Source organism: Deferribacter abyssi, from assembly GCF_049472655.1.
Lineage (GTDB): Bacteria > Chrysiogenota > Deferribacteres > Deferribacterales > Deferribacteraceae > Deferribacter > Deferribacter abyssi.
Genome location: NZ_JAQNCS010000013.1, coordinates 48,920 through 69,072, shown reverse-complemented (window position 1 = coordinate 69,072; position 20,153 = coordinate 48,920). Strand labels below are relative to the sequence as shown.

At 30.9% G+C, this 20,153-nt stretch carries 22 protein-coding genes and 1 riboswitch; of the genes, 19 read left to right on the top strand and 3 right to left on the bottom strand.

The features are described from left to right. The first annotated feature begins 171 nt into the window (after window positions 1–171). From OWK30_RS08445 to OWK30_RS08355, 19 genes are all read left to right on the top strand, one after another. Complete coding sequence (locus tag OWK30_RS08445) at window positions 172–522, top strand: NifB/NifX family molybdenum-iron cluster-binding protein (RefSeq protein ID WP_423325501.1); 351 nt, start codon at window positions 172–174, stop codon at window positions 520–522. A gap of 277 nt (window positions 523–799) precedes the next feature. Next, on the top strand, window positions 800–1,204 hold the full coding sequence (gene flgB, locus OWK30_RS08440; protein ID WP_423325499.1) for a flagellar basal body rod protein FlgB: 405 nt from the start codon (window positions 800–802) through the stop codon (window positions 1,202–1,204). A gap of 8 nt (window positions 1,205–1,212) precedes the next feature. Further along, complete coding sequence (flgC, locus tag OWK30_RS08435) at window positions 1,213–1,617, top strand: flagellar basal body rod protein FlgC (protein ID WP_423325497.1); 405 nt, start codon at window positions 1,213–1,215, stop codon at window positions 1,615–1,617. A 129-nt stretch (window positions 1,618–1,746) separates the two neighbouring features. Next, window positions 1,747–2,052 carry a flagellar hook-basal body complex protein FliE gene (fliE, locus tag OWK30_RS08430; protein ID WP_423325495.1) on the top strand — a complete coding sequence of 102 codons (306 nt, stop codon included), beginning with the start codon at window positions 1,747–1,749 and terminating at the stop codon, window positions 2,050–2,052. Window position 2,053: 1 nt separating this feature from the next. Continuing rightward, entirely contained in the window at window positions 2,054–3,727 is a 1,674-nt protein-coding gene (gene fliF, locus OWK30_RS08425; protein WP_423325493.1) for a flagellar basal-body MS-ring/collar protein FliF, read from the top strand. Further along, window positions 3,727–4,737: a flagellar motor switch protein FliG gene (fliG, locus tag OWK30_RS08420; protein ID WP_423325491.1), complete on the top strand. Its 1,011-nt coding sequence runs from the start codon at window positions 3,727–3,729 to the stop codon at window positions 4,735–4,737. Before fliF ends, fliG begins: the two co-directional genes overlap by 1 nt. Before the next feature lie 20 nt (window positions 4,738–4,757). Then, window positions 4,758–5,519: a FliH/SctL family protein gene (locus OWK30_RS08415; protein WP_423325489.1), complete on the top strand. Its 762-nt coding sequence runs from the start codon at window positions 4,758–4,760 to the stop codon at window positions 5,517–5,519. Further along, window positions 5,497–6,804, top strand: a complete 1,308-nt coding sequence (fliI, locus tag OWK30_RS08410; protein ID WP_423325487.1) for a flagellar protein export ATPase FliI — start codon at window positions 5,497–5,499, stop codon at window positions 6,802–6,804. The genes OWK30_RS08415 and fliI overlap by 23 nt, the downstream gene beginning before the upstream one ends. Window positions 6,805–6,872: 68 nt before the next feature. After that, the gene (locus OWK30_RS08405; RefSeq protein WP_423325485.1) at window positions 6,873–7,301 is read left to right on the top strand and encodes a flagellar export protein FliJ; all 429 of its coding nucleotides are present in this window, start codon (window positions 6,873–6,875) and stop codon (window positions 7,299–7,301) included. Next, entirely contained in the window at window positions 7,270–7,782 is a 513-nt protein-coding gene (locus tag OWK30_RS08400; protein ID WP_423325483.1) for a MotE family protein, read from the top strand. The genes OWK30_RS08405 and OWK30_RS08400 overlap by 32 nt, the downstream gene beginning before the upstream one ends. Next, window positions 7,779–8,405, top strand: a complete 627-nt coding sequence (locus OWK30_RS08395; RefSeq protein ID WP_423325481.1) for an O-methyltransferase — start codon at window positions 7,779–7,781, stop codon at window positions 8,403–8,405. The genes OWK30_RS08400 and OWK30_RS08395 overlap by 4 nt, the downstream gene beginning before the upstream one ends. Next, the gene (locus tag OWK30_RS08390; protein ID WP_423325479.1) at window positions 8,395–9,597 is read left to right on the top strand and encodes a peptidase U32 family protein; all 1,203 of its coding nucleotides are present in this window, start codon (window positions 8,395–8,397) and stop codon (window positions 9,595–9,597) included. Before OWK30_RS08395 ends, OWK30_RS08390 begins: the two co-directional genes overlap by 11 nt. A gap of 161 nt (window positions 9,598–9,758) precedes the next feature. Continuing rightward, window positions 9,759–11,732, top strand: coding sequence for an NAD-dependent DNA ligase LigA (gene ligA / locus OWK30_RS08385; RefSeq protein WP_423325477.1), 1,974 nt, complete (start codon window positions 9,759–9,761; stop codon window positions 11,730–11,732). 1 nt (window position 11,733) lies between these two features. Further along, window positions 11,734–12,585 carry a pyruvate, water dikinase regulatory protein gene (locus tag OWK30_RS08380; protein WP_423325475.1) on the top strand — a complete coding sequence of 284 codons (852 nt, stop codon included), beginning with the start codon at window positions 11,734–11,736 and terminating at the stop codon, window positions 12,583–12,585. Between the two features lie 65 nt (window positions 12,586–12,650). Further along, window positions 12,651–13,430, top strand: coding sequence for a helical backbone metal receptor (locus OWK30_RS08375; RefSeq protein WP_423325473.1), 780 nt, complete (start codon window positions 12,651–12,653; stop codon window positions 13,428–13,430). Next, window positions 13,391–14,386: a FecCD family ABC transporter permease gene (locus OWK30_RS08370; protein WP_423325471.1), complete on the top strand. Its 996-nt coding sequence runs from the start codon at window positions 13,391–13,393 to the stop codon at window positions 14,384–14,386. Before OWK30_RS08375 ends, OWK30_RS08370 begins: the two co-directional genes overlap by 40 nt. Then, on the top strand, window positions 14,373–15,128 hold the full coding sequence (locus tag OWK30_RS08365; protein ID WP_423325469.1) for an ABC transporter ATP-binding protein: 756 nt from the start codon (window positions 14,373–14,375) through the stop codon (window positions 15,126–15,128). The genes OWK30_RS08370 and OWK30_RS08365 overlap by 14 nt, the downstream gene beginning before the upstream one ends. Further along, window positions 15,123–15,297, top strand: a riboswitch (cobalamin riboswitch). Its footprint overlaps the gene before it by 6 nt. A gap of 211 nt (window positions 15,298–15,508) precedes the next feature. Then, on the top strand, window positions 15,509–17,386 hold the full coding sequence (locus OWK30_RS08360; RefSeq protein WP_423325467.1) for a TonB-dependent receptor: 1,878 nt from the start codon (window positions 15,509–15,511) through the stop codon (window positions 17,384–17,386). Window positions 17,387–17,507: 121 nt separating this feature from the next. Continuing rightward, window positions 17,508–18,209 carry an energy transducer TonB gene (locus tag OWK30_RS08355; protein WP_423325465.1) on the top strand — a complete coding sequence of 234 codons (702 nt, stop codon included), beginning with the start codon at window positions 17,508–17,510 and terminating at the stop codon, window positions 18,207–18,209. A 1-nt stretch (window position 18,210) separates the two neighbouring features. Here OWK30_RS08355 and OWK30_RS08350 read toward each other — a convergent pair whose 3' ends face one another. The 3 genes from OWK30_RS08350 to OWK30_RS08340 are packed head-to-tail and all read right to left on the bottom strand — an operon-like array spanning window position 18,211 to window position 20,010. Beyond that, entirely contained in the window at window positions 18,211–18,978 is a 768-nt protein-coding gene (locus tag OWK30_RS08350; protein ID WP_423325463.1) for a pseudouridine synthase family protein, read from the bottom strand. Next, the gene (locus OWK30_RS08345) at window positions 18,975–19,676 is read right to left on the bottom strand and encodes a CidB/LrgB family autolysis modulator (protein ID WP_423325461.1); all 702 of its coding nucleotides are present in this window, start codon (window positions 19,674–19,676) and stop codon (window positions 18,975–18,977) included. The genes OWK30_RS08350 and OWK30_RS08345 overlap by 4 nt, the downstream gene beginning before the upstream one ends. After that, window positions 19,660–20,010, bottom strand: a complete 351-nt coding sequence (locus OWK30_RS08340; RefSeq protein ID WP_423325459.1) for a CidA/LrgA family protein — start codon at window positions 20,008–20,010, stop codon at window positions 19,660–19,662. Before OWK30_RS08340 ends, OWK30_RS08345 begins: the two co-directional genes overlap by 17 nt. Between the last annotated feature and the right edge of the window lie 143 nt (window positions 20,011–20,153).

Genomic DNA, 20,153 nt, shown 5'->3' with positions numbered 1-20,153 from the left:
GGGAAGTGCTGGACCAAAAGCTTTTAGTGTTTTAAAAGCAAACAATGTAAAGATTTTTAAAGGGTATGCGGATTTAAGTGTAAAAGAAAATATCGAGAGTTTTAATAACGATGAGTTAGAAGAAATACAAAATGCTGGTAAACCACACATATAAACATTTAGGAGGATACTATGAAAATAGCAATACCTTTAACTGAAGATAATAGGATTAGTGAGCATTTTGGTCATGCTTCAAAATTTTTTATTGCAACCGTTGAAAGTAAAAATATTATTGAATCAAATTATTATGTAGCTCCTGCACATCAGCTTGGTTCGTACCCAATGTGGCTTATTTCACAAGGGGTAGGTGTTTTGTTGTGTAAAGGTATAGGGCATAAGGCTGTTGAGCTGCTTGATAGTAAAGGTATAACAGTTTTTCCCAATGTACCTGGTTACAATCCTACTGAAGCAATCGAAAAATATTTAAAAAATGAACTAACCAAAGTTGACGAGTTTTGTTCTGGAGGAAATAGTTGTCATTAAGGATGTTTTCTCCTTTTTATGATTGTTTGATATTTTGATTTATCCAAGTTTATAATAACATGTTTTATTCAAAGATACCTTGACACATAACAATCATAATACATTTAGTGTATCACGTTTACGTGTTAGATTGTTATGTATCATGTGTTACTTTATTTAGTTACTCTTAGCGATAGTAAGGCAATCTACAAAATTGTTTTTCAGTATAAACTGCAATAGCGTTCTACAAAAAATTGGCATAAATTTTGATTGTTTTTTAGTGTAGATGGAGGTGAAAATGAATATTTTTAGTGTTGCACAGATTGATAAACTTGGATTTGCATTGGATGTAACCTCTTATAAAAATAAGATAATTGCTGAAAATATTGCAAATGTGGATACTCCCTTTTATAAGGCAAAAAAACTTGATTTTAATGAAGTTATGAAAAATGCTTTTGATAACAGGAAAAAAATTCCTCTATACATTACAGATCCAAAACATATAACAGGAAAAAATAATATTATATCTCCTGCTGCTTTTGTTAAATATCAAAATAATATGTCTGTAAGAAATGATGGTAATGATGTAAATCTTGATTATGAAATGAGTGAAATGGCATCTAATGGTATTCTGTTTAATATGCTATCTCAAATTACAGGATATGAATTTACAAGACTGAAAAGTGCAATTCAGGGTCGATAGGAGGAGTTATGAGCTTTTTTGATGTTTTAAAAATATCAGCAACAGGTTTATCTGCACAAAGAATAAGAATAAATGTGATTTCATCAAATCTTGCAAATGCTAATACGACAAGGACAAAAGAAGGTGGCCCATATAAGAGAAAAGATATTGTGTTTAGAGAGATTTTAAATGGGGAACTTGCTGGTGGTGTAAAAGTTGAAAAAGTTATAGAAGATGAAAAACCTCCAGTTTTGAAATATGATCCGGGGCACCCAGATGCCAATGAAGAAGGATATGTAGCATATCCTAATATAAATCCAATAGAGGAGATGGTGAATATGTTGGAAGCTTCAAGAAGTTATGAAGCGAATGTAACAGTTTTAAATACGGCAAAACAACTTGCATTAAAAGCTCTTGAAATTGGAAGAGCTTAAGCTTAAATGATATACTAGTTTTATACATTAAATATATAAAATGAGGGTGACAATAGTTAGTGTTACAAGTATTAATAATTTATATTGATAGATGGGATAAAAAATGTATACTAAATTAAAGAGGGTAATATGTCTGAAATTAATAAGATTAATTTTCTATTACCAAATAAACTAGATACTGGACAAAAGGCTGAAAAAGAAAATAATACTGATTCTATTGACTTTGCTGATCTTCTGAAAAAAGCCATCAAAGATGTAAATGATGCTCAGCTAGAAGCTGATGAAGCAGTTAAGAAGGTGTTAAATGGTGAAACAAAAGATATACATCAGACAATGATTGCTTTGCAAAAAGCTGATGTATCATTAAAACTGATGCTGGAAGTAAGGAATAAATTGTTGGAGGCTTATCAAGAAATAATGAGAACTCAGGTATAATATGGCATTGAAAGATTTTATAATTCAGTTTAAAAATGTATTTAATAAGTTGAGTCTTGTTCAAAAAATTTCTATTATTTCTGCCGCTGTAGCTGTTTTTTTATCCATTGTTGTATTGATAATTTGGGCTAATAAACCAGTTTACAAGACTCTTTATGCGAATTTATCTACAGATGATGCATCTAGGATTGTGGAGATTTTAAAAGGGAAAAAAATTCCGTATGAATTAAAAAATAGTGGGAAAACTATACTTGTGCCTGAAAAACAAGTTTACGAGATAAGGTTAGATCTTGCACAAAAAGGGATACCCACTGGAGGTGGTGCTGGATTTGAACTTTTTGACAAGTCTTCATTTGGTGTTTCAGAATTTGCCCAGAATGTGAATTACCAACGTGCCCTTCAAGGAGAATTAGCAAGGACGATCAAAAGCCTTGATGAGGTGGAAGACGCAAGGGTCCATCTAACATTGCCGAAAGAAAGAATTTTCGTGACAGAGGAGAGTGAACCTAAAGCTACAGTAGTATTAAAATTTAAAAATGGTGCAAAAATAAGTAGAGAGAATATTAAAGCTATAGCTTCCCTTGTGTCAGGTGCTGTTAAAGGTTTAACACCTGAAAACGTACAGATTATAGATTCTAAAGGGAGATTGTTAAGCGATTTTTTATCTAAAGAAAATGCTCCGCTTTTGATGACTCAGACACAACTTGAATATCAAAAGAATATTGAGAAGAATCTTGAAGCAAAAATAAATGCTATTTTGACAAGGGTACTTGGTCCTGATAATGCTGTAGCTAAGGTGACGGCTGAAATAGATTTTACTAAGAAAGTGATTTCAAAAGAGGAGTATGATCCGAATCCAGTATTGAGATCTCAGCAGACTATTGAAGTTGAAAGTAAAAATACCCCAAATACGCCAGGTGGAGTTCCAGGTGTTACATCAAATTTAGCAGAACCAAATCCAACGCCAACAGGTACTAATTCTGAATATAACAAGGCAGAAACAACTCAAAATTTTGAAGTTGGTAAAACTATAACAAAAGAAGAAAAAGCTACCGGTGAGATAAAAAAAATTACAGTAGCTGTGTTACTCAACGATAAAAAGGTGTTGAAAAAAAATGGAGATAAAACTGAGATTGAATATGTACAATGGAAACCTGATGAAATTGAAAAAATTAAAAGATTAGTTGCTTCTGCTGCAGGTATAGATGAGCAAAGAGGGGATAAAATAGAGGTAACAAATATATCTTTTGATACTACAAGTGATATGTTGGAAGCATCTTTTTATAAAAAACAAGAAAAAATGAATATGATTTTTACAATTGCAAAATATGCTTTTGCTCTTGTGATTGTTATATTGTTTTATTTCCTTGTGATCAGGCCAATTATGAAAAGACTTGAGCATGTTAGAGAAACTGAAGAAGGAACTTTTGTTGCGGCAGGTGTAGGAGGTGGAAAAGGAGAATCCTTTGATATTACATTAGGTGATGAGATAAAATTTCCAAAGACTATTGAAGAACTTGAGAAAGAAATTGAAAATGAGTTGGAAGAGAGTGCACCTGTGGATGTGGATACTGTAAAAACAAAAGTTATGATTAAAAAGTTGGAAGAAGCTGCTAATGAAGATCCTGAAGTGCTTGCAAATCTTATAAAGGTTTGGATTAAAGAGGGAGTATAATGTCAGAAGAAAAACAGCAATTGTCGGGTATAAAAAAAGCTGCAATTTTGTTAATAACGCTAGGTGAAGAGGTCTCATCGAAAATTTTGGCTGAGCTTGAGGATGATGAGGTTCAGGAAATTTCAAAAGAAATTGCTCTTACTAAGATTGTTGATCCTAATATAGCGGATGACGTAGTTGAAGAATTTTATAATATGTATTTAGCTAAAAAGTTTATTTCTAAGGGTGGGCTGGATTATGCTAAGTCTGTTTTGACCAAATCACTAGGACCTGAAAGAGCTAGAAAAATCATTGATAGATTAACGAAGCTTCTTGAACAGTCTACAGGTTTTGAGTTTCTTACCAAGATAGATCCAAAACAGCTTGCTAAGTTTATACAGAACGAGCATCCACAAACAATTGCTTTAATTTTAGCACATCTTGATCCTTCTCAAGCTGCTGAGGCTTTAAGTGAGTTGCCCGAAGATTTAAAAGCTGATGTGGCTCTTAGAATTGCAAATTTGCAAGATATTTCTCCTTCAGTAATTAAAACACTTTCTAAGACTTTGGAGGAGCGTTTTGAGTCCATTAGTTCTTATAAAGTAGATGTGGGTGGTGTTAAATCTGTAGCAGAGATTTTAAATAGGATGGACAGATCTACTGCAAAAATTACTCTTGAGCGGTTAGAAAAAGATGCACCAGAACTTGTTTCGCAGATTAGAGATATGATGTTTACTTTTGACGATATAAGAAGATTAGATAATACTGCTATTCAAGAAATCTTAAAACGTGCGGATAAAAATACATTAACATTAGCTTTAAAAGGTGCTGATGAAGAGCTTCAAAATAAATTTTTCTCAAACATGTCAAAAAGAGCTGTGGAGACGATGAAAGAAGAAATGGATTATATGGGACCTGTGAAGCTTAAGGAAGTTGAAAAAGCTCAACATGAGATTGTACAAATTGTGAGAGAGCTTGACGAAGAAGGGGTTATTAGTATTTCTGGTGGAGAAGAAGAACAGTATGTTTAGTCTTTAACGAGTAATTAATCATGGGAAGAAAGATTATAAAAGCTGAGGAATCTTATAAAATTGAAAATTTTGAATTTAAGATTTTCCATGCGGGGAAGCGTGGTATTTCACAGTTTGTGTTTAAAAATTTTGATAATAATGAAGAAGCTTTAAGTCAAGGTGAAGAAAAGTCACAAAAAACACAAAAACCAGAAAAAGATAGCTTGTTACAGAAAAAGGAAAAACGTTGTGAAGATCAGCAAGTTAAGTCTATAGACATTGAAAGGATTAAATTAGAAGCTAGAGATGAAGGGTATAAGGATGGATATGAAAAGGGGTTGCAGGAGGGGTTGAAGAGAGCTGAAGAATTTAAAAAAGAATATGAAGCAAAGAAAGAAGACTATTTGCGTATTTTAAGAGATGGGGTTAGCAAAGCAGTTTCGAGCTTGGAAGAAATAAAAAAAATGGTGAGCACATTGGATGAAGATCTCCCACAGTTAGTGCTTGGATATGTAAAAGAGTTAGTAGGTTATGAGAGAAAAATAAATGATAAAATGATACTCTCGGTTTTCAAGAAACATATTGATAAAATAAAAAATGTTGTTGATGCAGTAATATATGTAAACCCAAAGGATTTGGATATAATTAAAGCTGAATTTCCTGACTATAATTTTCAGCCCAATGATGAAGTTGTACCAGGAGGATTTAAAATTAAAACGAATATTGGTGAATTTGATTTTACTGTGGAAACGATTTTGAAAAATTTTGAAAAGACTTTAAATGAAGAAATTGAAACTTCTTAAAAATTTAAAAATCGAGGACTCCGTAATAATCTCCGGTAGGGTTACCAAAATAGTGGGGTTGACTATTGAAGCAGATGGTCCACTTCTTAGTATTGGTACACGCTGTGAAATTGAGAATGTAAATGGTAAAAATATATTAGCAGAGATAATAGGGTTTAAGGATGATAGAGTGATTCTTATGCCTTATGCCGAAAGTGATGGGATTGCTCCAGGAAGTGTTGTGAGAAATGTGGCTTATGGTAATGTGGTTAAGGTCAGTAATGAATTACTTGGTAGAGTATTAGATGGGCTTGGTAAACCGCTTGATGGTAAGGGTAGTATAAATGAATTTAAACTTTTTAATATTTATCGTGATCCTCCAAAACCTCTTGAAAGGGAAATTATTAAGGAAAAAATTCAGACAGGTGTTAAAGCCATAGATGCTCTGTTAACAGTTGGTAAAGGGCAAAGGGTTGGTATTTTTGCGGGCAGTGGTGTAGGTAAAAGTGTTTTATTAGGTATGATAGCAAGAAACAGCAGTGCTGATGTGAATGTTATTGCATTAATAGGCGAAAGAGGTAGAGAGGTTAGAGAGTTTATCGAGCGGGATCTTGGTGAAGAGGGGTTAAAAAAATCTGTTGTTATTGTGGCTACGAGTGATCAGTCCCCTTTGATTAGAAAAATGGGTGCTTTTGTGGCTACCACTATTGCAGAATTTTTTAGAGCTCAAGGTTTGGATGTTATGTTTATGATGGATTCCGTAACGAGATTTGCAATGGCTCAAAGGGAAATAGGGTTAACTGTGGGAGAGCCTCCCACTACCAAGGGTTATACTCCATCTGTTTTTGCACTATTACCTAAACTTTTAGAGCGAGCTGGGACGAAAAAAGGAGAAGGAACAATTACTGGGCTGTATACTGTTTTAGTAGAAGGAGATGATATGAATGATCCAATAGCTGATTCTGTTCGTTCGATAATAGATGGTCATATTGTATTGGACAGGAATTTAGCTGCAAAAAATCATTTTCCAGCCATTGATGTCATGATGAGTGCCAGTAGATTGATGAAAGAGATTGTTGAGAAGAAGCATTTTGAGGCTGCAGGTAAATTGAGAGATTTAATAGCTACATACAGAGAAGCAGAAGATTTGATAAATATTGGTGCTTATGTAAAAGGAAGTAATAAAAAGATTGATGAGGCAATTTTAAAAATAGATGCAATAAACAATTTTTTAAAGCAGGGGATTGATGAAGTTGCAAATTTTGAAGAAACTTTAATACAACTTTATAAATTAGTGGGATTGTAAATGAATAAATATCCCCTGTTATCAGTAATGTTTTTTAAATGTTGTTATTATGTTGTACGGAAGATTGTATGAAAAGTGCTTTTCCACTTCAAAAAGTTTTAGAACATAGGAAGAGAATATATGAGATTAAATTGCAAGAGCTTGAAAGGTTAAGAAGTGAGTTAAGCAACTTGGAAAACGAGAGAAAGTTGCTTGTGGCGGAATATGAAAGATTAAATCAAGAAATTATGTCTTTAGACAATGAAATGATATTGATGAAACCTTTGTACGATAAATATAAGGATAGAGTGAAAAAAGCTATAGAAAATGTGGAAGATAGGATTGCTAAAAAGAGAATCGAAATTGAGGGTAAGAAAAAAGAAGTGGTTGATGCATTGAACGATAAAAAAATAATGGAAAAGTTGAAAGAAAAACATATAATCGATTATAGAGAATTTTTAAAAAAAGAGGAGTTGAAACTGATTGATGAATTGGTTATTACGAGGTTTAATAGGTAATTTAGTTGCATTATATATTGTTTTTGTTTTTTGTGCTAATTTGATAGCAGCAGATAAAATTACAGATTTAGATAGAATTTCTAGAAATTTGAAAAAGAAGGAAGAAGAGTTACTTAAAAAAGAAGCTGCTCTTAAAAAAAAGGAAGAAGAATTACGTTTGTTAGAAAAGATTTTGAGTGAAAAAGAGAAAGAAATTGATGCAAAATTAAATAAATTAATAAAGCTTTATGAAGATATTAAGAAAATACAGGATGAGGATTTAGATAAGTTAGCTAAATATTATGCTTCGACTAATCCGAAATCAGCAGCTAAGATTATTTCAAAAATGGAATTGAAGAAAGCAGTTCAACTTTTTAAAAGAATGAGCCCTATGGCTGCAGGTGGTATTTTGAGTCAGTTAGGAAAAATTGACCCTGTAAAAGCATCAAAAATTAGTGAAGCTATGACACCTAAAGATATTAATTTTGGAGAAATAAAATGAAATCTTCAGTAATGATGCCTCATATTGTTAGGTTTTTATCAGATTTTTTTTCTAATGATTTTAGTGATATTGAAACCTATTCTTTGGAACGCAAGATTCCTGCTTCTAACAAATGTGTGGTAGAGTTTTTGAGATTTATGGTTAATCTTAAAAAACCAAAGAATATATTAGAAATTGGAGCGGGTGTAGGTTTTTCCACGGCTTATCTTGCCTCTAATGGGGCTAGAGTTACGGCTATAGATTACAATAAGGAAAGAATAGATGAAGCAAAAAAGTTTTTAAAATGCTTTAACAATGTAGAACTTGTTTTTGACAACGCAAGGAATTTTCTCAAGAATTGTAATGAGAAGTTTGACTTTGTTTTTGTGGATGCAGTGAAAAGAGATTATTTAGAAATCTTTTATTTACTTGAATCTTGCTTGGAGAATGGAAGTTTTGTTGTTTTTGATGATGTTTTAATGTATGGACTTGTGGCTGATGTAACATCTGAAATACCTGAAAAGTATAAAAAATCCACAGAATTGCTAAATGAGTTTATAAAAGAAATGTACGATAGATTTGATAATAATGTTTATTTACTTCCAATTGGTAACGGGGTGTTGTTATTAAATTATGAGTGTTGAATTATTAAGTCCTGCAGGGAATTTTCAAAAGCTTAAATCAGCCGTCGATTTTGGAGCTGATGCTGTATATTTGGCTGGGAAGAATTTTGGTCTTAGGGCTCAAGCTGGTAATTTTTCTCTTGAAGAAATGGATAGAGCTATTAAATACCTACATTCTAGAGGTAAAAAAGGGTATGTTACGGTTAATATTTATGCGAGAAACTACGATTTTAAAGATTTAAAAAAATATCTTCACGAGTTAAAAGAGATCAATCCTGATGGGATTATTATAAGCGATATGGGAGTTTTTAAGCTTATCAAAGATGAAAAAATAGATATTCCTGTCCATATTAGTACACAGGCAAATACCACCAATTATTATGCCATAAATATGTGGAAAGAACTTGGTGTGAAAAGGGTGGTGCTTGCTAGGGAGCTTTCTAAAAATGAAATAAAGGAAATATGTGAAAATACTGATATTGAGATAGAGGTGTTTGTTCATGGTGCTATGTGTATATCACATTCTGGACGATGTGTTTTGAGCAATTATATGACTAAAAGGGATGCTAATCGTGGTGAGTGTACACATCCTTGTCGTTGGAACTATTACCTTTTGGAAGAGAGTAGACCTGGAGAGTATTTTCCGATTTTTGAGGATAGTAGAGGGACTTATATTTACAACTCGAAAGATTTGTGCTTATTGAGATATATTGATGAGCTGATTGAGATGGGTGTTAAAAGCCTTAAGATCGAAGGTAGGATGAAAAGTATAATGTATGTGTCTGTTGTAACAGGTGTTTATAGAAAAGTTATTGATGACTTGATTGAAGGGAAAACACCAGATTATGAATATCTACAAAACTTACTCAACTCTGTAAGTAATAGAGAATATACAACTGGTTTTTATGCAGGTTTTGCTGATGAAACATCTATGAATTATAAAACATCAAGTTATGTAAGAAATACCGACTTTTTAGGTGTTGTAAAAGAAAATAATAATGGAAAAATAGTATTTGAGTGTAAAGGAAAGATTTATAGTGGCGAGACATTACATATTCTTGATAAGAGTTTGCTTGAACATAAAGTTGTTTTTGATAGAATTTTGGATTTAAATGGTAAAAGAGTTGATTTTACGAAACCGAATAGAGATTATATTTTGGATTGTGGATTAAATTTTCAAAAAGGTTCTTTAATCAGAAGATATAAAGAATAACAAAATGTTATAAGCTGATTTATTTGCATTATTACTAACATGCGAAAAATATGTTGACTATTATTGCAAAGATTATTGAAAAGATTTAAGATGTAAGAGATTAAGATATTAGATTTCATGAAGTTTGTATTGTGACAAAAAGTGGTATTTGGTTGTGAAATATGGATGAAAAGTTATTGAAAGAATATCGTAAACTTGTAGATGAAATAAATTATCATGATTATAGGTATTATGTTTTAAATGATCCTGTGATTTCTGATTATGAGTACGATTTACTTTATAAAAAATTGAAAGATATTGAAGAAAAATATCCAGAGATTATTGCTCCTGACTCTCCTTTACAGCGTGTTGGTTATGCTCCAATAGACAGTATAAAAAGTGTTGCCCATGAAATTAGAATGTTTTCATTGGATAATACTTATAATGAAAGCGAATTGAAAGATTTTATAAATAGAATTTATAAAAATGCTGATGAAAACGTAACATTTGTGGTAGAGCCAAAAATAGATGGAGCTGCAATTTCTCTTGTTTATGAAAATGGTTTTTTGAAGCTTGGAGTCACAAGAGGAGACGGTGTTGTTGGAGAGGATGTCACTCATAATATTAAAACTGTCAAAACAATTCCATTGAAAATCAAGTATAAGGAGAAGCTGGTAGTTCGTGGAGAGGTATTTTTACCTAAAAGTGAGTTTATAAAAATAAATAATGAGAGGTTGAACCAGGGGTTGGAACCTTTTGCTAATCCAAGAAATGCTGCTGCTGGAACTCTTAAATTATTAGATTCGAGGATAGCTGCGAAAAGAGGTTTAGATATATATATTTATGCATTAGATATTGGGAGGAAACATGATAATCATTATGAGGATATGCTTTATCTGAAAGAAATTGGATTTAAAGTAAATGAACATATTAAAAATGTTAAAAGTTTTGATGCAATAATTGAGCATATTGATTATCTAGGAAACTTGAGAGATAGCTTAGATTATGAAATTGATGGAGCTGTTATTAAAGTAAATGAATATAAAATTCAGGAAAAGCTTGGGGAAACAATAAAATATCCGAGATGGGCGATAGCATATAAATATCCAGCTGAGATGAAGACAACAATTTTAAAAGATGTTATATTTCAAGTAGGAAGAACAGGTATTATAACACCAGTGGCGATACTTGAGCCTGTTAGAATTTCTGGTTCAACAGTTTCAAGAGCAACCCTTCATAATGAGGATGAGATAAGGCGTCTTGATGTAAAAATTAACGATACAGTTTTTGTTGAGAAAAGTGGGGAGATAATTCCTAAAATTGTTAAAGTAGTAAAAGAGAATCGGACTGGTCAAGAGACAGACATTATTTTCCCTAAGAATTGTCCAGTATGTAAGGGAGTTGTTATTAAAGAAAATGCTTATTATCTTTGTTTAAATCCTGATTGCCCGGCAAAATTGAAGGCTTCTATTGTACATTTTGCGTCAAGAGATGCAATGGATATTAGAGGATTAGGTGAGAAAGTTGTAAATAAGTTTGTAGAATTAGGCTTTTTAAAATCTGTTGGGGATATTTATACACTAGATTATGAAGAGATTGCTACGATTGAAGGTTTTGGTAAGAAATCGGCAGAGAACTTGAAAAATAGTGTAGAGGAGAGTAAAAAGCGACCTTTTGACAGGGTATTATATGCTCTTGGGATTAGACATGTGGGTATGAAAACTGCAAAGATTTTGGCTGAATATTTTAAAAATATTGATAATTTGATAAATGCGAAATTAGAAGATTTAATATCTATTGATGAAATTGGGGATGTTATAGCAAAATCAATATATCACACAGTTCGAAATGAAAAATTTATAAATTTGATCTATAGATTGAAAAGTTATGGTTTAAAGTTTAATTTAGATGAATCAGAAGAAAAACATGAACTTTTATCTGGGAAGAAGTTTGTTATTACTGGAGTTTTGAGTAAACCTAGAGGATATTTTGTTAAATTAATAGAGGAATTAGGTGGAGAAGTTCTAAATTCAGTCTCAAAAAAAATAGATTTTCTTTTAGTGGGTGAAAAACCAGGCAGCAAACTTGATAAAGCAAAAAGTTTGGGTGTAAAGATCATAAACGAAGATGAGTTTAATAAACTAGTTGGTAGGTAATATGAAAAATATCGATGTTTTTATAGGAAAGAGTAATGATAATGTAAAAAGAATTTTTATTATTTCTGATGGTACAGGGCAAAGTGCAATAAACCTGATGAGAGCTTGTTTAATTCAATTTGAGGAACACAATATAAGGTTTACCATTTATCCTAAGGTAAATACAATTGAACAGATAGACAAAGTATTAAAAAGTGCTAAAGAACATAAAGGGTTTGTTGCCTTTACTCTTGTAAAAAAAGAATTAAGAAAATATATGCATGAGCTTTGTCATAAGTATGATATTATGCATTTTGATATATTAGGGCCTCCAGTAGAAAAACTTTCTAGGTTTTTGAATGCAAAACCGCTAGAGAATCCAAACCTTTTAAGACGGGTAGACGATAAATATTTTAAAAGAATCGAAGCTATTGAGTTTACTATTAATCATGATGATGGTAAAAATTTAAAAGGCTTAGATGATGCTGATATTGTTATTTTGGGACTTTCAAGAGTATCTAAAACTCCCACTTCGTTTTATTTGGCTCAACTTGGTTATAAGGTAGTTAATATTCCAATTGTACCGGAGATTCCTTTACCTCAGGAAATCTTCAAAATAGATCAGAGAAAGATTGTTTGTCTTGTGATGGATCCTGAGGTTTTACAGAAAGTACGTCAAGAAAGGATGAAACATTATAAAAGAAGTGATAACTATACGGATTTAAAAAGGATTTTTGAGGAGTTAGAATTTGTTTATGATTTAGTCAAGAAAAATAGACAGTGGCTTATTGTGGATACAACAAATAAGTCTGTGGAGGAAACTGCAAGGGAAATAATAAGTGGTATTTATGGAAGAGAACAGGAATTTTTTTAAAAGTATTTTTTAGATTAAGTACAATACTTGCAGAAGACCAAACAATTATAGCATGTGGAGTTTTTATGCGTTTATTTTGTATTCTTTTGTTTGTCTTTTATGCATTTTTTGATGCATATGGATTGAGAATAGTTTCTTTATCTCCAAGTATTACCGAAGTAATTTTTGCTCTTGATGCTGGCAAAATGCTTGTAGGTAATACGACATTTTGCAATTATCCTGAAGAAGCAAAATATGTTACGAAAATTGGTGGGTATGTGAATCCAAGTATTGAGAAAATACTGTCTTTAAAACCTGATATAGTATTAGGAATGAAAGAGGGGATGGATAAAACAATCAAGGTTAAGTTAGATGAATTACATATAAAAAGTAAATTTTATTCTGCAAGTAGTGTAAGTGATATAAAGTTTATAATTAGGGATATTGCGAAAATTACAGGCAAAACCTCCGATAAGTTAATTGAAAAGATAGATAAATATTATAGTGATAATTTTCCTATCCCAAAATACACAGGAATTTTCTTAGTTAGTGTAACTCCTTATATAGTTGCCGGGAAGAAAACTTTTGTAGATGAAATATTGAAGTGTGCAGGGGTTAGAAATCTTGTTGGTAATCTTTATGGGTATTCACAAATAAACGAAGAGTTTATATTGGAGAAACAACCTGAAGTCATAATGTTAGCTTTTATGAGCAACAAGATAAATAAGTTAGTTAAAGAGGTAATAAAAAGGTTTTCCCTAAATTCTAAGTTGCTAATTGTGGATTCTGATCTTTACAATAGGCCCTCCTATCGGATAGTTGATGCATGTATAGATTTGAGAAAGAAACTAAAAAGTTTAAAATAAGTGTTTACTTTTTTCTGTTTATTTTAATAACGTTACTAAATATATCAGTATCGTTAAAATATGGTGGCAATTTACTTAAAATAAAAGAGATTTTTAGACCAGAAAATAAACTTTTAATTTTTCATCTTCGTTTACCAAGAATTTTAGCCGATTTTATGGTGGGTACAGGTTTATCGGTAGTGGGCTTTAGTTTTCAAACGATCGTAAGAAACCCTCTTGCTGATCCTTATCTGTTTGGGGTATCAGGTGCTGCTGCTTTCGGATATATTTTTGGTGTAATTTTTTTTAGTAATTTTATTTTTGGTTCATACTTATTGAGTATTATAGCTTCTGTAATAACAGTCTTTTTTGTACTTTACATTGGCACAAAACAATATGAGATTGGTATTTCGAATTTAATACTTACTGGTGTAGCTGTAAGTTTTTTTTATAGTGCTGTAATTGCTATAATGAGCGTTTTTTTGAGTGATAGATTTGTAAAAAACATTTTACTCTGGTATATGGGAAATACCGGTGGAATTACTTTAAATGAATCAATTGTTTCTTTGTTAATTGTTGTTGTTTTATCATTTATTATTTTTTTGGATATGGATAGGTTAAATATTTGTAGAATAGGTGAGTCATTTGCACAGACTACAGGGGTAAATGTTAAAAATTTGGTTTTACGTCAGTATATTTTAGGGTCTATGATAACCGTTGTCATTGTTTCTAAGTGTGGAGCCATTGGTTTTGTTGGACTTGTCATTCCTCATATAGTAAGGCTGATTATTAAGGCTGATTATAAGATTCAATATCTAATGACATTTTTTATAGGAGGAAATATATTGGTATTTTTAGATACTGCAGTTAAAACTGTTTTTTATCCCATAGAAATCCCTGTTGGAGTCATTACTGCTTTGTTAGGGAGTCCTTTTTTAATAATACTTTTAAGGAAGTATAAACGTGATATTAATTGATAACTTATCTTTTTCTTATAACAATGGATTTAGTTTAAAAATTCCCAAACTCACCATTGAAGATAATTATTTGCACGTTTTAATCGGTCCAAATGGAAGTGGTAAAAGTACTTTTGCAAAAATTTTAACAGGTATGATAAAAACCTATTCGGGAACAGTCTTTATTGATGGTGTAGATGTAACAAAAATAAAATTCGATGCTTTGAGTAAAAAAATCACTTATATGAATAAAAGGTTTTTAAGGGATTACAATATTTCTGTGTATGAGTTTGTTTCTTTTGGAAGATTTCCTCATAAAAGAAATATTTTCTTTGAACTTGATAGTGAAGATAAAGAAAAAATTTCTTATGCTTTGAAAAAAGTAGATTTGGAAAATAAGCAGGGAAAAATGCTATATGAGCTTTCTGATGGAGAAGTTCAGCGAGCATATTTGGCCAAGGTTTTATGCCAGGAAACAAAATATGCAATTCTAGATGAACCTACATCCAATTTGGATTTAAAACATATAAAGGATTTCTTAAATTTGCTCATAGAGTTAAAAGAAAAGGTAACTTTCTTTGTAATTTTGCACAATATAAATGAAGCACTTGCTGTTTTTGATAAATTGATAGCTTTTAAAGAGGGTAAAATTTATTTTAGCTGGGATGGAATAAGAGATTTTAATTTACAAAAGTTAAGAAATTTATATAATGTCCAGTTGAGCAGTTTTTGTGATAAAGATAAGTATGTTGTATATTTTTAAGTCGATGCTTCTGGTGTAGGGGAAGTCCGGTGAGAATCCGGCGCTGTCCCGCAACTGTGAGCCTGACGAAAGCCCATTAAGCCACTGCCGAGCACTTAGAACTCGGTGGGAAGGCGGGCGAGTAGGATGAAGGCAAGCCAGGAGACCCAGCCAGAAGTCTTCGGCACTAACCTTACGAGGATAAGGAGGTGCATGATGGTCATCATCAGTGATCCCTAAAATTCAAAATTCAATAGTTCGGATTTTCATTCTGAGCTAAGCGAAGAATCTTGTATTTTAAGGGTTCTTCGAATTTTAAATTTGGAGCAATAAATTTAGTAACAGTTAAAGTTGTTTTTGTAAGAGGACTTTTATAATTCAGAAAATTATAGGAGGTTTTGATGAGATTGTTATGGTTATTAATATGTTTTTTGTCTTTTGCAAAAAGTGTAATGGCAATTGAATTAGAAGAGATCAAAGTTTTTGATACTTATCTGGATAGTGGTCTTAATGATGCTTATGCAAATGTGGAAGTGATAGATTATGAAACTATAAAAAAATTAAAACCTACTGATACTATAGACTTATTAAATTATATTAATGGTGTAGATATAAGAATGTACGATAAAAAACATGTTAGTATTGATATGGGAGGTTTTGGTGCTGAAAATGGTGGATTGAATAATGTTATTATGGTCAATGGGGTTCGGTTAAATTTGTCTGATATGTCAAATCCTGATTTGACAATGATTCCTGTTGAAAATATTGAACGAATAGAAGTGTATCATGGGGGAAATTCTGTATTATTCGGTGATAGAGCTGTTGGTGGTGTAATTAATATTGTTACTAAGAAACCTTTAAAGTCAGGTTTTTATACTAAAGCAGAAGCAGGTTCTTATGATATGAGTAGGTTTTATGCAAATGGCAGTTATGCAACTGAAAGTATGTTTTTTACTTTGAGTGGCGATAAGTTTTATACGGATAGTTATCGTAATAATTCAGAGCTAAAGATAGGATCTTCATCTTTTGAAACTGGTTATTTTGGAGAAAAATTTGAAATTAATATATTTGGTATTTATACCGACTCTACCTATGGTTTGCCAGGAGGATTGTCCTTAGATGATATTGATAAATATGGCAGAGAGTATTCAAGATTTCCAAATGATGGTGGCCATGATTTTGAATATATTTATGGTGGGAAATTAAAAATTTATTTGCCATTTGGTGAATTTACAATCAAGACTGACTACAGAGATAGACATAGAGATTACACTTTTTGGTCTAGCGATTATACTGATGATTTAAAATATTTTGACTTCAGACCAATGTTAAATATAAATGTTAATAAGGGGGATTATAAAAACCAATTAAAAATCGGATTTGATTATGATAATTATTTGGTTAAAAATCAGAGTAGTTGGAATAATTCAACGCTCAGAAGAAGGATGTTTGGTTATTATTTTTATGATGTTGTAGAAATTTTGAATTTTAGATTAGAAGGTGGTTATAGATATCAAAGATTGAAAGATAATAATAAGATATTGGGTTTAAAGCAAACTTATAATGTTGAAGCTTTTGATATTGTGTTAAGTTATTTGTTTAACAAAAAACACAGATTTTATATAAAATACGACAAAAGTTTTAGATTTCCAACAACTGATGAGAAATTTGAATGGAGTGGATATAATTCTTTAGTAGAGCCTCAAATTAATAAGACATATGAATTGGGTATAAAAGGTAATTTTTCTAAAAGAATTTATTATGGTTTGAGAGGGTGTTATCAAAATTCAGGAGATCAGATTTTGTATGATGATACCATTTGGCATAATATTAATATGGATACGAAGCGTCAAGGGGTTACAGCTAACTTAGGATATAATGATAAAAAGTTTATTTTGGATATTAAATATAGCTATACAAAGGCTGAAATAGATGAAGGTGATAATAAAGGAAATGAATTACCTTTACTTCCTAAGTATCAATTAAAGTCAATCATAGGTTATAAATTTGATCTTGGAGTGGGGATTTATTTTATGTCTAAATATTATAGTAAAATGTACATGGGAAGTGATTTTGATAATAGCAATGATAGACTGGATGATTATTGGATACATGATTTAAAAGTTGATTATACACAAACATTTAAAATAGGTGAGATAAGTGTTTACGGGAAAATTAACAATATTTTTAACAAAAAATACTATGATTTTGCATACGTAGGATCTTATTATCCAGCACCAGAAAGAAATTATATGGTAGGATTATCCTATAAGTTCTAAAAATTTTAGGGGGGTTGCCCCCTTCTTCCTTATTTCAATTTTTATTCATTTTGTTATTATACTGTATTTAAGTAATGTTAATTTTAATTTTTTACAGGGCAAAAAAAGTGATTCTTATGTTTTGGTTACGATAACTGAAGTTGGATTAAATAAAAAAACTAAAAAGTCTATAAGTAGTCAAAACCCAGAAAGTGATATTCAAGAGGAATCCGTAAAGATTCAAAAAAAACTAAAGAACAAAGAAAAAATGAAAACTAACATTAAAAAGAAAAAAATTAAATCTAAAAAGGAAGAAAAAAATGTTTTTAGACAAAAATTGATTGAAAATAATTCAAAAAACATAAAAAACACTGAAAGTCCTGAAAGCAAATTTGCCAATAAAGATGAAAAGAACGATAAAGATAATATTGCCAGAAGCCAATCAAATACAGTTGGTGATTCTTATAAAGAGTTAGTAGGAGATGTTCAATTAGCAAATAATAATTCAAATAAAAATGTTAAGCAAATAAGTGTCAATCCTAAAAAATCCATTTCAAATAATGATAATTGGATTATGGAGTATAGCAATTATGTTAGGAAGTATATTTGTGAAAAAATAAAATATCCTGGTATTGCGAGAAGAAGAGGTATTGAGGGGAAAATTGTAGTTGAATTTTATATTAATACAACAGGAAGTGTTATAAATATCAACTTGTTGGAATCTAGTGGTTTTAGTATTTTAGATAACGCTGTATTGTCTTTTTTGGAGAAGACAAAATTTGAGAAAAAACCGAAAAAACAGTTGTATTTCAAATTGCCGATACAATTTTCTTTGAAAAATTAATTTAAGTGTTTTTGGGAATAAAATTATAGTAGTTATCTATAAAATCTTTTATTTTTGGTGAATAGGCTTCAAATTCATTGATTTTTGTGTAAATACATGAAAGCATCATCCGTTCAAATTGTTGTCCGCCGTAAAGTTTGTCTCCTAAAATTGGATGGCCAAGATAAGAAAGGTATGCTCTAATCTGATGTCTTTTAGCTTTTTCGAGAATTATTTCTACGAGACTAAAACCGTTATTAAAATTTAATGGTCTTATAATCGTTTCGTTTTCATCATCTTCATCTAACACTTTTACTTTTTTACGTTTTTTATAATCGATTTTTTTGCTCAATTTTACTTCTTTTTGAAAGTTTCCTTTCACAACTGCATAATATTTTTTTTGCATTATTTCAATAATATAATCTTTTTTTATTGCACCAATGACTCCATCTGTTTCAAAGTCAAGTCTTGAAATAAGGATGTATTCAGGAAATTCTTTGCTTACTATATCAGAAATTGTTAGATCATCTTCAATTCTCAAACGTTCTGTATGCATGAAAGGGGGTTTGTATAAAAAAAGAATATTATCATATTTTCTTATTAAATAGTTATTGATATTATAGGTAAATGTTTTTTGGTTTACATTGAGTATAATTTTTGAGTTGTTTGAAATTTCGAAGTCTTTCTTGATAATTTTTTGATCAACAAAGACAAACCCTTCTTTAATATATTTTTTAGCAAGTCTTTTGGAGATGTTGTATTTATTAGCCAAGTAATCAGAAATTTTCATAGTAATTTATAAATTATGTAAAAGATAATTGGTGTAAAGATGGCTGTAGCTATACCGTTTAGGCAGATTGCTAGAGAGCTAGATGCTCCTTCTAATTCTCCTTCTTCAAAAGCTCTGGCTGTACCAATACCATGGGAAGCACTTCCTATAGCAAGTCCAATAGCTATTTTGTTTTTGATTCCTGTAAGTTTTAGAAATGCTGGGCCTATGACAGCTCCAAGTACTCCTGTAGCAATTACAATGGCTGCAGTTAGAGAAGGGATTCCTCCGATTTTTTCGGAGATTCCCATTGCTATTGGAGTAGTAACAGATTTTGGAGCTATGGAAGCCACAACTGTTTTAGATGCGCCAAGTAGTTTTGCAGTCAGAGAGGCCGATAAAATACCGATAATACTACCAAGTGTTATAGAAAAAAGTATTGGTATTCCTCTTTTTTTTATTTCTTCAAATTGTAAATATAAAGGAACTCCAAGCGCTACAACCGATGGTCCAAGAAAGAAACTGATGATTTTGGCTCCTTTAAAATAGGTTTGGTAATCAAGATTTATCGTTTTTAAAATAACTATTAATGAACTGATTGAAATAAGTACTGGGTTAAAAAGTATAAAACGATATTTATTATAAAGTTTTGTTGCAAGAAAAAATACAATGAATGTTATCGTTACTGCAAAAACAGGTGTTTCAATGAAACTTTTCATTTTTTTTATCCAATACTTGTTGTATTTTTCCCACTACAAACAGTACAGCTAAAGTGCTAAAAAAATATGAGATTATTATTGGTATAAATTCTTTTTTTATGAGATCAAAATAAATCATAATTCCAACACCAGGTGGGATAAAAAGAAAAGCCATATTTCTGACAAGGATATCTGCTGTAGGTTTTACTGTTTTTAGTTTTATTATTTCGAATTTTAAAGCTCCGGTTAATAATAACATACCTATAACATTTCCAGGGATAGGTATTTTTAAAAGATTTGAAATTGTGTCACCTATAAAGAGAAAAAGGAAAATTATTGTAAGTCCCTCAATCATAATTTTATTTTAGCATAGAAATTCAAAATTTCAAATTTTGATTGTATAACAAATTGGTGAGTACTTTATAATCGTACCTATAAAAAAGTTTTTATATATTCAAGTTATTTAGATAATTTCATTCTAAAAAAATAGAATAACTC

Coding starts and splice junctions, on each gene's coding strand:
- OWK30_RS08445 (WP_423325501.1), top strand. CDS start 172: ATGAAAATAGCAATACCTTTAACTGAAGATAATAGGATTAGTGAGCAT.
- flgB (WP_423325499.1), top strand. CDS start 800: ATGAATATTTTTAGTGTTGCACAGATTGATAAACTTGGATTTGCATTG.
- flgC (WP_423325497.1), top strand. CDS start 1,213: ATGAGCTTTTTTGATGTTTTAAAAATATCAGCAACAGGTTTATCTGCA.
- fliE (WP_423325495.1), top strand. CDS start 1,747: ATGTCTGAAATTAATAAGATTAATTTTCTATTACCAAATAAACTAGAT.
- fliF (WP_423325493.1), top strand. CDS start 2,054: ATGGCATTGAAAGATTTTATAATTCAGTTTAAAAATGTATTTAATAAG.
- fliG (WP_423325491.1), top strand. CDS start 3,727: ATGTCAGAAGAAAAACAGCAATTGTCGGGTATAAAAAAAGCTGCAATT.
- OWK30_RS08415 (WP_423325489.1), top strand. CDS start 4,758: ATGGGAAGAAAGATTATAAAAGCTGAGGAATCTTATAAAATTGAAAAT.
- fliI (WP_423325487.1), top strand. CDS start 5,497: ATGAAGAAATTGAAACTTCTTAAAAATTTAAAAATCGAGGACTCCGTA.
- OWK30_RS08405 (WP_423325485.1), top strand. CDS start 6,873: ATGAAAAGTGCTTTTCCACTTCAAAAAGTTTTAGAACATAGGAAGAGA.
- OWK30_RS08400 (WP_423325483.1), top strand. CDS start 7,270: ATGAATTGGTTATTACGAGGTTTAATAGGTAATTTAGTTGCATTATAT.
- OWK30_RS08395 (WP_423325481.1), top strand. CDS start 7,779: ATGAAATCTTCAGTAATGATGCCTCATATTGTTAGGTTTTTATCAGAT.
- OWK30_RS08390 (WP_423325479.1), top strand. CDS start 8,395: ATGAGTGTTGAATTATTAAGTCCTGCAGGGAATTTTCAAAAGCTTAAA.
- ligA (WP_423325477.1), top strand. CDS start 9,759: ATGGATGAAAAGTTATTGAAAGAATATCGTAAACTTGTAGATGAAATA.
- OWK30_RS08380 (WP_423325475.1), top strand. CDS start 11,734: ATGAAAAATATCGATGTTTTTATAGGAAAGAGTAATGATAATGTAAAA.
- OWK30_RS08375 (WP_423325473.1), top strand. CDS start 12,651: ATGCGTTTATTTTGTATTCTTTTGTTTGTCTTTTATGCATTTTTTGAT.
- OWK30_RS08370 (WP_423325471.1), top strand. CDS start 13,391: ATGTATAGATTTGAGAAAGAAACTAAAAAGTTTAAAATAAGTGTTTAC.
- OWK30_RS08360 (WP_423325467.1), top strand. CDS start 15,509: ATGAGATTGTTATGGTTATTAATATGTTTTTTGTCTTTTGCAAAAAGT.
- OWK30_RS08350 (WP_423325463.1), bottom strand. CDS start 18,978: ATGAAAATTTCTGATTACTTGGCTAATAAATACAACATCTCCAAAAGA.
- OWK30_RS08345 (WP_423325461.1), bottom strand. CDS start 19,676: ATGAAAAGTTTCATTGAAACACCTGTTTTTGCAGTAACGATAACATTC.
- OWK30_RS08340 (WP_423325459.1), bottom strand. CDS start 20,010: ATGATTGAGGGACTTACAATAATTTTCCTTTTTCTCTTTATAGGTGAC.